Below are 10,508 nucleotides of genomic sequence, written 5' to 3'. Positions count from 1 at the left end.
CGGCGTACGCCCGGCGGCACGCGCCCGCACCCACATCGTTTCCACCGCCGCCGTGCGCCCGGCACGTCTGGTGCGCGCCCGGCCCGGGAAGCCAGGCTGGAGCGCATCGGGGGGACGGGGGTCACCATGGGCCATGGCGCGCCGCGGACGGCGCTGCTCGCGCTCGCGCTGCTCGCCTCCGGCGCGACCGCCGCGCTGAGCGGCTGCCGGGCCCAGCAGCAGCCTGCGGGCGCCGCCGGAACCCCCTCCGCCCACGTCCTGCCGGGGCGCGATCCGACGTTCCTGGCCCGCGGCGAGTGCGCGGGGCGGAGCGCGGGCTCCTTCACCGAGATCTCCTGCCGGAGCGGGGAGGCCGCGGCCCGGGTCCTCGCCCGCTACAACGGCCCCCGCCCGGGCGGCCCGCGCTGCCCCGACGAGACCGACTTCGTCCTGCACATCACCGCCGTCGACCAGGGCGCCTCGGAGGCGCACAGCGCGCCCGAGGGCTACGCCTGCATGCGCAACCTCCAGCCGCCGCACCCGGGCGACCCCGGCATGGGCGGCGGGCCGGTGACGGTGACCGGCGACTGCCTCTACACCCAGCGGGACGGGGTCGTGAAGGAGACCGCCTGCGACGGCTCGGCGGCCCACGCCCCCGAGTACCGCATCACGGGCCGGGTCGGGGCCCGGCCGGAGTGCCCGCCCTCGACCGACCTGTACGTACACGTGGGCGGCGGGGCACCCGTCGGGTGCGCCCGCCGCCTGGTCTAGCCCGCCCCGCGGGGGCGGTCGCGGTTACGGCCGCAGGGCCTGCCGCTGCTCGACGACCGGCTTGTCGAGCTTCGCGTCGTACGGGGCCAGCGGCTTGGCGTGCGCCTCGTCCTTGCGGACCGCCGCCGGGGCGACGCCCGCCCACTCCAGGACCTTGGCCGTGGCCTTGGCCCGCTCGTCGGCGACCAGCTGCGCGATGTTCGAGCCGTGGTTGCCGCCCGGCGCGTAGAAGCGGTAGTCGTCACGCGCGGCCGCGTTCCTGCCGAGGCGGAACGGCTCGCCGCTCCACGGGTCGTTCTGCCCGTAGACGAAGAGCATCCGCTCGCTGTCCTCGCGCACCCAGCGGTCGACGTCGGCCATGGCGCCGCGCTTGAACTTCATCGGGATCTCCCGGGGCACGTACGCGCGCGGGTTGAGCGTCTCCGGGTGCCGGAGCAGGCCCTTGAGGTGCGCGTTCTTCACGCTCGGCGCGCCGAGCTCGGTGCCCGCCTGGTAGTAGTACGGCGTGAAGCGCTCCAGGCCCTGGTCGGTGTAGCCGTCGAAGCCCGAGATGGTGTCGACGAACTTGTACAGCTCGTCGGTGGAGGCGTTCGTGGCGGGCACGGAGGCGCACTCGCTCTGCAGGTGGTACTGCCAGAACGACCAGACCAGGTCGACCACGACGTTCTCGAAGGCCTGGTCGATGCCGCCCAGGGTCTTGAAGGTCTTGCCGTTCTCGTCGGCCCACTTCTGGTAGCGGGCGACGAACTCGCCGCGGCGCAGCAGCGCCTGGCGCTGCACCGAGTTGAGCTGGGTGCGGCAGGCCTGGTCGCCGACGTTCGCGAAGAACCGGTCGTAGGCCGAGTCCTCGTTGTTGTCGATGTCGTTGGGCGCGACGTAGGCCACCGTGCCGTTCATGTCGTTCGGGTAGTAGCGGCGGTAGTACGTCGCCGTCATGCCGCCCTTGGAGCCGCCCGTGGCCAGCCAGTTCTTGCCGTAGAGCGGCTTGAGGGCGGCGAAGAGGCGGTGCTGGTCACTGGCCGCCTGGTAGATGTCGAGCTTCGACCAGTCGGCGGGCTGCGGCCGCGACGGGGTGAAGAAACGGTACTCCATCGACACCTGGTTGCCGTCGACGATGCGGGTCGGCTCGCTGCGGCCGGGGTTGGTGTTGACGTTGTAGCCGGAGGTGAAGAAGACGGTCGGCCGGTCCGTCGACTTGTGCAGCAGCGTGAAGCGCTGCTGGAAGGTGCCCTTGGCCGGGTGCCGGTGGTCGACCGGCTGATCGTAGGTCAGAACGAGGTAGCGGTAGCCCTCGTAGGGCTTCTCCTCGACCAGCTTCATGCCCGGAATCTTCAGGACGCGGTCCTTGATGTCCGGCTCGGTAGCCTTCTCGGCCGCCCCCGCCGTGGCACTGCCGGCACCGACGGTGCCCACGAGCACCGTCAGCGCCAGCAGCCATCTGAGAGCCTTGCGCATTCGCCCTCCCCTGGGTTCGCAAGTTCGCCGCGAACCTACCCGGGGGGCCGACCTGCGCACCAGACCCTTTTCTCCCGCCCTTCCCCCTGCTGCCGCCGCCCCCGGCGGCGCGGCGCGCTCAGCCGGTCCGCTTGGCGTACGTCACCATCACGACGCCGTTGCCGAACGAGCGGGTCCCCTTCAGGTCGTAGCGCTCCGGGGAGAACTCCGCCGAGAACAGCGCGATGCCCTTCCCCGCGACGAACGGGTTGATCTTCACCACGAGCTCGTCGATCTCGCCGCGCAGCTGGCCCGCGAGGTTCGCCCCGCCGCACAGCCAGATCCCCTTGCCCTCCTCCTGCTTGAGGTCGCGGACCAGCTCCACCGGGTCGCCGGAGAAGACGGTGACCGCCGGGTCGGGGCTGGTGGCGAGGGACTTCGAGACCACGTACTGCCGCAGGTGCGGGTACGGGCTGGTCATGCCGGTCGACAGGCCGGGCTCGTAGGTGTTGCGGCCCATCAGGACCGTGTCGAAGTCCCTGTTGTCCCGGCCGAGCCCGACGGCCTCGCGGCCGCGCGCGGAGACGGTGTCGGGGTAGCTCTCGATCAGCGCGGAGACGTACTCGTCGTCCAGGATCGACATCATGAACTCGAACTCGTCACCGGGGCCGGCGATGAAGCCGTCGATGGTGGTGGCGATGAAGTAGGTGAGCTTGCGCACGAGTCCCCCGCTCGGTGAGAAACGCCGGGTCCGGCGCTGTCCGGCGCCAACCTACCGGGCGGGGGTGCTCCCGGCCTACGCAGGCACCGCCTCGCCCGTGAACGTCCGCCACAGGTCCGCGTAGCGCCCCTCGCGGGCCAGCAGTTCGGCGTGCGTGCCGTCCTCGACGACGCGGCCGTGGTCGAGGACCACCACCCGGTCCGCACGGGCGGCCGTGGTCAGCCGGTGGGCGACCACGAGGGTCGTGCGGCGCCCGGCCAGCCGGTCCGTGGCCTGGTTGACCAGCGCCTCGGTGGCCAGGTCCAGGGCGGCCGTGGCCTCGTCCAGCAGCAGGACGTCCGGGTCGACCAGCTCCGCCCGGGCCAGGGCGATCAGCTGGCGCTGGCCGGCGGAGAGGTTGCGGCCCCGCTCGGTGACCGGGTGCAGATAGCCGCCGTCCAGCGTGGCGATCATGTCGTGGGCGCCGACCGCGCGGGCCGCGGCCTCCACCTCGGCGTCGGCGGCGTCCGGGCGCCCGTAGGCGATGGCGTCGCGCACCGTGCCCGGGAAGAGGTAGGGCTCCTGGGGGACGACGCCGAGCCGGTGCCGGTAGCCGGTGGGGTCCAGCTCGCGCAGGTCGTGACCGTCCACGCGGACCGCGCCGCCCGTCGGGTCGTAGAACCGCGCCACCAGCTTGACGAGGGTGGACTTGCCCGCGCCCGTCTCACCGACGAAGGCGACGGTCTGGCCGGCCGGGATCCTCAGGCTGATGCCGGACAGGGCGTTCTCGCCGTCGCCGTAGTGGAAGGCGACGTCGTCGAAGACGATCTCGCCGGACAGCTCCCGTACCGGGCGCGGCCGTTCGGCCACGGGCGTGGTGGTCGGCTCGCGCAGCAGGCCCTGCACCCGGCCGAGGGAGACGGTGGCCTGCTGGTAGCCGTCGAAGACCTGCGACAGCTGCTGGACGGGCGCGAAGAACAGGTCGATGTAGAGCAGGTAGGCCACCAGCGCGCCCGCCGTGAGCGTGCCGTCGCCCACCCGGCCCGCGCCGACGATCAGCACCGCGGCGGCGGCGACGGACGACAGCAGCTGGACGAAGGGGAAGTAGACCGAGATCAGCCACTGGCCGCGGACGCGCGCCTGCCGGTAGGACCAGCTGCGCTCCGCGAACCGCCGGGCGCCGGCCGCCTCGCGGCGGAACGCCTGCACGATGCGCAGGCCCGCGACGCTCTCCTGCAGGTCGGCGTTGACGAGGCCGACGCGCTCGCGCGCCAGCTCGTACGCCTTGACGCTCTGCCGGCGGAAGACGACGGTCCCGGCGATCAGCGGCGGCAGCGTGGCGAAGACGACGAGGGCCAGTTCGACGTCGATGACGAGGAGGGCGACGAGTATGCCGAAGAAGGTGAGGACGGAGACGACGGCGGTGACCAGGCCGGTCTGCAGGAACGTCGACAGGGCGTCCACGTCCGTCGTCATCCGCGTCATGATCTTGCCGGTGAGCTCGCGCTCGTAGTAGTCGAGCCCCAGCCGCTGGAGCTGGGCGAAGATCTTCACGCGCAGGGCGTAGAGGATGCGCTCACCCGTGCGGCCCGTCATGCGCGTCTCCGCGACCTGGGCGGCCCACTGGGCCGCCACCACGAGCAGGGCCAGCCCTGAGGCCGCCCAGACCGCTCCCAGGGCGAGCTGCTGGACGCCCTGGTCGATGCCGTGCCGGATCAGCACCGGCAGCAGCAGCCCGGCGGCGGCGTCGACCGTCACCAGCAGCAGGCTCAGCACCAGCGGCGTGCGGAAGCCGCGCAGCAGCTGCCGCAGCCCGTAGGCCTCCTCCTGGCGCGCGGCCCGCTCCTCGTCCACGTCGGGGGTGTCGTCCGCGGGCGGCAGTGCGGCCACCTTGGCGAGCAGTTCGGGCGTGGCGGGCATGCCCGTGACGCCGTCGGAGCTGCCTTCGGGCTCGTCCTTGCGCACCCACAGGGAGGGGGTGACGCCGTCGGCCAGGACCCGCCGGGGCTTGACCGGGGTCGCGTCGACCTCGGGGCGGGAAAGAGCGTCCACGCGCGCGTGGCCGTCCGCACGGTCGAGGACATCGGTCCGGTCGAGGACGCCCGCGGCGGACGCCTCGCCGCCGAAGACTCCGGCGAGGGCGACCGGAGCGGCGCGCCCCGCCGGGTCCCTCGTCACCCCGGCCAGCTCACCCGGGTCCGTCAGCAGGAGGCGGTACCGCTCGCAGCGCTCCTCCAGCTCCTCCGCCGTGCCGACGTCCACGAGCCGGCCGCCGTCCAGGACCGCGATCCGGTCGGCGAGCGCCAGTGTGGAGGCGCGGTGGGCGATGAGCAGGGTCGTACGGCCCGCCATGACGCTCCGCAGCGCCTCGTGGATCTCGTGCTCCACGCGCGCGTCGACCGCGGACGTCGCGTCGTCCAGGAGCAGCAGGCGGGGGTCGGTGAGGATCGCGCGGGCCAGGGCGATGCGCTGGCGCTGGCCGCCGGAGAGGGTCAGGCCCTGTTCGCCGACGGCGGTGTCGTAGCCGTCGGGCAGTTCGCCGATGAAGCCGTCGGCCTGTGCGGCGCGCGCGGCGGCGCGGATCTGCTCGTCGGTGGCGTCCGGGTGCCCGTAGGCGATGTTGTCGCGGATGCTGTCGGAGAACAGGAAGCTGTCCTCGGGGACGAGCCCGATGGCGGCGCGCAGGGAGGGCAGCGTGAGGTCGCGGACATCGTGGCCGCCGACGCGCACGGCGCCGCCGGTGACGTCGTAGAAGCGCGGCAGCAGCAGCGAGACGGTGGACTTGCCGCTGCCGGAGGCGCCGACGACGGCCACGGTCTCGCCGGGCTCCAGGCGCAGGGAGAAGCCGTCGAGGACGGGCCGCGCCGGGTCGTAGCCGAAGGTGACGTCGTCGAACTCGACGGTGGCGGGGGCGTCCGGGGGCAGCTCGGCGGCGCCGGGGCGCTCCTGGACGACCGGCTCGGTGTCGACGAGTTCGAGGACGCGCTCGACGCCCGCGCGGGCCTGCTGGCCGACGGTGAGGACCATGGTGAGCATCCGCACGGGGCCGACGAGCTGCGCCAGGTAGGTGGAGAAGGCGACGAAGGTGCCGAGGGTGATCTGGCCGCGGGTGGCCATCCAGCCGCCGAGGGCGAGCATGGCCACCTGGCCGAGCGCGGGGACGGCCTGCAGGGCCGGGGTGTAGCGGGAGTTGAGGCGCACGGTGCGCAGGCGGCCGGCGAAGAGCCGGCGGCTCACCTCGCGGAGCTTGCCGCTCTCCTGCGCCTCCTGGCCGAAGCCCTTGACGACGCGGACGCCGGTCACCGCGCCGTCCACGACGCCGGCGACGGCCGCGGCCTGCCCCTGGGCGTACCAGGTGGCGGGGAAGAGCCGGGTGCGGCTGTGCTTGGCGAGGATCCACAGGGCGGGGGCGACGGCGAGGGCGACGACGGTCAGCAGCGGGGAGAGGACCACCATCACGACGAGCGAGATGGCGAACAGCATGAGGTTGCCGATCATCATCGGCAGCATGAACAGGAGGCTCTGGATCAGCTGGAGGTCGCTGGTCGCGCGGCCGACGACCTGGCCGGTGGACAGCTCGTCCTGGCGCCGGCCGTCGAGCCGTGCGATCGCCTCGTGCATCTCGGTCCGCAGATCGTGCTGGACGTCGAGGGCGAGGCGTCCGCCGTAGTAGCGGCGGACGTACGTCAGGCCGTAGACGACTACGGCGGCGGCTATGAGGAGCGTGGCCCAGGGGGCCAGCGGGCGCTGGTGCGAGCCGATCACGTCATCGATGATCAGCTTGGGTATGAGGGGCACGAGCGCCATGACGGCCATGCCGCCGAGCGAGGAGCCGAGGGCGAGGAGCACCGTGCCGCGGTAGCGCCAGCAGTAGCCGGCGAGCCGCCTGGCCCATCCTTGACCTGTCGTTTCCCTCGCCGCTGCCACCCGAGCCTCCCGCGCTGCCGCTCTCGTCCTGCTGACGGAGGGCCCAACGCCCTGGGCTGCGGATTTCATCCCGGCGCAACAAAGTACGGGTGCGAGGGCGGGCGGTGCGCTCCCCCTACGGCCGCGGCAGGCGCACCGTGAGCGAGTAGAGCCGGGTGACCTGCGCAGGGTTCTGGTTGTCGTCGCTCACCAGCAGCAGACGGAGGAATCCTCCGTTCCGTCCGGTGGCCGGACGGGTGACGGCGAGGCCCTCGATGTTGTCCAGCAGCGGGTTCGGCTGCGGCTGCCGGGCGGTCGCGCCCAGCGACGGGCACGCGCCGATGTCGGCGAGGAGCGTCTTGTGCACGGGCCGCACGGCCGGGCCGCCGGGCAGGTTCGTGACGGCGGAGACGTCGCTCGCGCGGCGCGGGTCGGCGAGGTAGAGCCGCACGGTGTTGCCGACGCCCGCCGTGAAGCCGCGCTCCAGGACCAGGAGGCGGCCGTCACCGGCCGCGGTGATCTCCGCGACGCCGAGGCCCTGGTCGGCCGGGTAGGCGTACTGGGGGCCGACGGCGAAGTCCTGCCGGTCGTGCCGCTGCCAGCTCTGCAGGCGCACGAGCGGTCTGCCGGCGGCGTCCGTCCCGTCCCCGGCGAGCGCCTGCTCCATGGAGGCGATCAGGGTGCGCCCGCCGGGCTGGAGGGTCAGCCCCTCGAAGGTCTGGTTGGCCGCGGCGCGCCCGGCCGGGGCGACCTGCAGCGCCTGCGGGACGGGCAGCCGGCCCAGGAGCCGGCCGTCCCTGTCGTAGCGGCGCACGGACGGCTCGGTCTCGGAGGTGACCAGCCGGGTGCCGTCGCGGTCGACGACCAGGCCTTCGGAGTCGACCGGGCCGCCCTTCTCGTCGGCGAGGTTCACGGCCCGCACCGGCTTCGCGGACGGCGCCCCGCCGCTCCGCTGCTCCACGTCCAGCGAGAACAGCTGGGAGCGGTCGGAGACCGCGGCGACGGTCCCGTCCTCGTCGGTCGCGAGGGCCGAGAAGTTGCCGACGAACGAGCCCTGGAACGTCGTCTTGTCCAGCCCGTCGGAGAAGCCGTCCATCCGCACGGAGGGCGAGCACGCGCGCGTGGAGGCGTGTGCCTGCGCCGGACCGGCCCCGGTCGTCGTCAGGCAGGTGGCCGCGGCCAGTGCGGCGGTGGCGGCGGCGAGCACGGATCGGGTACGCACGGGGCGGGCCTCCTGGGTGGGCTGCGGGCGACGCCGTCCACCGTAGATCGCCGCGCGTGACACGGAAGTTGATTCGAGTAAATACCGGGGGAAACAACGTTCAGGGACACAACGCCCTGAAAAAAGTACGGTGCCCGGCCACCGGTCCTCACAGCCCCGGCACGAACTGCAGCAGCAGGTCGATGAGTTTGATGCCGACGAAGGGCGCGACCAGCCCGCCCGCCCCGTACAGGCCGAGGTTGCGGCGCAGCAGGGCGTGCGCGCTGGAGGGGGCGTAGCGCACGCCGCGCAGGGCGAGGGGAATCAGGGCGACGATGACCAGGGCGTTGAAGACGATCGCCGAGGCGATGGCGGAGGACGGGCTGTGCAGGCCCATGACGTTGAGCTTCTCCAGGCCCTCGTAGCCGGCGACGCCGCCGAACATGGCCGGGACGATCGCGAAGTACTTGGCGACGTCGTTGCAGATGGAGAACGTGGTGAGCGCGCCGCGCGTGATGAGCAGCTGCTTGCCGGTCTCCACGATCTCGATGAGCTTGGTGGGGTTGGAGTCCAGGTCCACCATGTTCCCGGCCTCCTTGGCGGCCGAGGTGCCGGTGTTCATGGCCACGCCCACGTCCGCCTGGGCCAGCGCGGGCGCGTCGTTCGTCCCGTCCCCCGTCATCGCCACCAGCTTGCCGCCGGCCTGTTCCTCGCGGATGCGGGCGAGCTTGTGCTCGGGCGTCGCCTCGGCGATGTAGTCGTCCACGCCGGCCTCGGCGGCGATGGCCTTGGCGGTGAGCGGGTTGTCGCCGGTGACCATGACGGTCCTGATGCCCATGGCGCGCAGCTCGGCGAAGCGCTCGGCGATGCCGGGCTTGACGACGTCCTTGAGGTGGACGGCGCCCAGGACCCGGCAGCCGTCGCGGTCCTCCAGGGCGACGAGCAGCGGGGTGCCGCCGCCGGCCGCGATGGAGTCCGCGATCCAGCCGGCCTCGGCGGGGACCTCGCCGCCGCGCCGGGTCACCCACTGCACCACCGCGCTGCCGGCGCCCTTGCGGATGCGGCAGAACTCGCCGTCGTAGGCGAAGTCCGCCCCGCTCATCCTCGTCTGCGCGGAGAACGGCACGAAGCGGCCGTGCCCGAACTCCTCGCTTGCGTGGTGGATCCCGTACTGCTGCGCCAGGGCGACGATCGAGCGGCCCTCGGGCGTCTCGTCGGCCAGGGAGGCGAGCTGGGCGGCGTCGGCCAGCAGCTCGTGCGGGACGCCCTTGACGGGCACGAAGGAGGCCGCCTGGCGGTTGCCGAGGGTGATGGTCCCGGTCTTGTCCAGGAGGAGCGTGTTGACGTCCCCCGCGGCCTCCACGGCCCGCCCGGACAGCGCGAGGACGTTGCGCTGGACGAGGCGGTCCATGCCGGCGATGCCGATTGCGGACAGCAGGGCGCCGATGGTCGTCGGGATGAGGGTGACCAGGAGGGCGACGAGGACGGTGATGGTCTGCGGGGCGCCCGCCCAGCCGGCCATGGGCTGCAGGGACACCACGGCCAGGATGAAGATCACGGTCAGGCAGGCGAGCAGGATGTTCAGGGCCAGCTCGTTGGGGGTCTTCTGCCGGCTGGTGCCCTCGACCAGGGCGATCATGCGGTCCAGGAAGGTGTGCCCGGGGCGCGAGGTGATGCGGACCACGACCCGGTCGGAGAGGACCTTCGTACCGCCGGTGACGCCCGAGCGGTCGCCGCCCGCCTCCCGGATCACCGGCGCGGACTCGCCGGTGATGGCCGACTCGTCGACCGAGGCGACGCCGTCGACGACCTCGCCGTCGCCGGGGACGGTCCCGCCCGCCTCCACGACCACGAAGTCCTGCGGGCGCAGGTCGGCGGCGACCACGCGGTCCTCCGCCCAGTCGCGCCGGTCCATGCCCACCCGCCAGGTGCGCAGCCGCCGGGCGACGGTGGTGTCGCGGGTGCGGCGCAGCGTCTCGGCCTGGGCCTTGCCGCGGCCCTCGGCGACGGCCTCGGCCAGGTTGGCGAAGAGCACGGTCAGCCACAGCCAGACGCTGATGAGCCAGGTGAAGGGGGACGGGTCGAGGATCGCGGAGAGGGTGGTGAGGACGGAGCCGGCCTCCACCACGAAGAGCACCGGGTGCTTGACCATGACCCGGGGGTGCAGCTTGCGGAAGGCGTCCGGGAGGGAGACGGCGAGCTGGCGGAGGTCGACGGCGCCCCCGCCCACCCGCCGGTGCCGTTGCCGTCTCCGGCCCGGGGGCGGGGCGGGGCTCGGCGGGCGGACGTCCTGTTCGGGGAGGAGGTGCAGGGTCAACGGGGTGGCCTTCGACGGGGACGGAGGTGGGCGATCACCCCAGCCAACCGTCCGGGTACGGCCCGTCACCGGATCCTTACGCGCCCTTGTCGGACCGCAGGTCCGGACTTACGCACCTTTGACGCGGCGCACCGGCCCCGGGGGCCGAGGCCCCCTCTCCCCCGGAGAGCGCCGAGCGCCGGGCGGGGGGGGGGGGGGGG

At 73.2% G+C, this 10,508-nt stretch carries 6 protein-coding genes; 1 reads left to right on the top strand and 5 read right to left on the bottom strand.

The genetic code is table 11. The features are described from left to right. The coding region (locus V7793_RS26085) for a hypothetical protein (protein WP_336010494.1) at positions 1-750 on the top strand (750 nt) is incomplete at its 5' end. Positions 751-774: 24 nt separating this feature from the next. Here V7793_RS26085 and V7793_RS26080 read toward each other — a convergent pair. From V7793_RS26080 to kdpB, 5 genes are all read right to left on the bottom strand, one after another. Beyond that, positions 775-2,205, bottom strand: coding sequence for a S28 family serine protease (locus tag V7793_RS26080; protein ID WP_336010492.1), 1,431 nt, complete (start codon positions 2,203-2,205; stop codon positions 775-777). A gap of 118 nt (positions 2,206-2,323) precedes the next feature. Further along, positions 2,324-2,905 (bottom strand): dihydrofolate reductase family protein, encoded by a 582-nt coding sequence (locus V7793_RS26075; RefSeq protein WP_336010490.1) that lies wholly within the window; start codon positions 2,903-2,905, stop codon positions 2,324-2,326. A gap of 75 nt (positions 2,906-2,980) precedes the next feature. Continuing rightward, on the bottom strand, positions 2,981-6,880 hold the full coding sequence (locus V7793_RS26070) for an ABC transporter ATP-binding protein (protein ID WP_443057998.1): 3,900 nt from the start codon (positions 6,878-6,880) through the stop codon (positions 2,981-2,983). A 46-nt stretch (positions 6,881-6,926) separates the two neighbouring features. Continuing rightward, a complete protein-coding gene (locus V7793_RS26065) occupies positions 6,927-8,012 on the bottom strand; it encodes an esterase-like activity of phytase family protein (protein ID WP_336010486.1) in 1,086 nt (361 codons plus the stop codon). Between the two features lie 148 nt (positions 8,013-8,160). Continuing rightward, a complete protein-coding gene (gene kdpB / locus V7793_RS26060; RefSeq protein ID WP_443057997.1) occupies positions 8,161-10,308 on the bottom strand; it encodes a potassium-transporting ATPase subunit KdpB in 2,148 nt (715 codons plus the stop codon). Between the last annotated feature and the right edge of the window lie 200 nt (positions 10,309-10,508).

The sequence above is a fragment of the Streptomyces sp. KLMMK genome (genome assembly GCF_036961605.1).
In the GTDB taxonomy this organism is placed as follows: domain Bacteria; phylum Actinomycetota; class Actinomycetes; order Streptomycetales; family Streptomycetaceae; genus Streptomyces; species Streptomyces telluris.
The sequence above is the reverse complement of the archived record's forward strand: the minus strand, read 5'-3'. Positions and strand labels throughout refer to the sequence as shown.

Bases quoted from the DNA above. Each gene is read 5' to 3' on its own strand.
- V7793_RS26080 (WP_336010492.1), bottom strand. From the start codon at position 2,205: ATGCGCAAGGCTCTCAGATGGCTGCTGGCGCTGACGGTGCTCGTGGGC.
- V7793_RS26070 (WP_443057998.1), bottom strand. From the start codon at position 6,880: ATGAAATCCGCAGCCCAGGGCGTTGGGCCCTCCGTCAGCAGGACGAGA.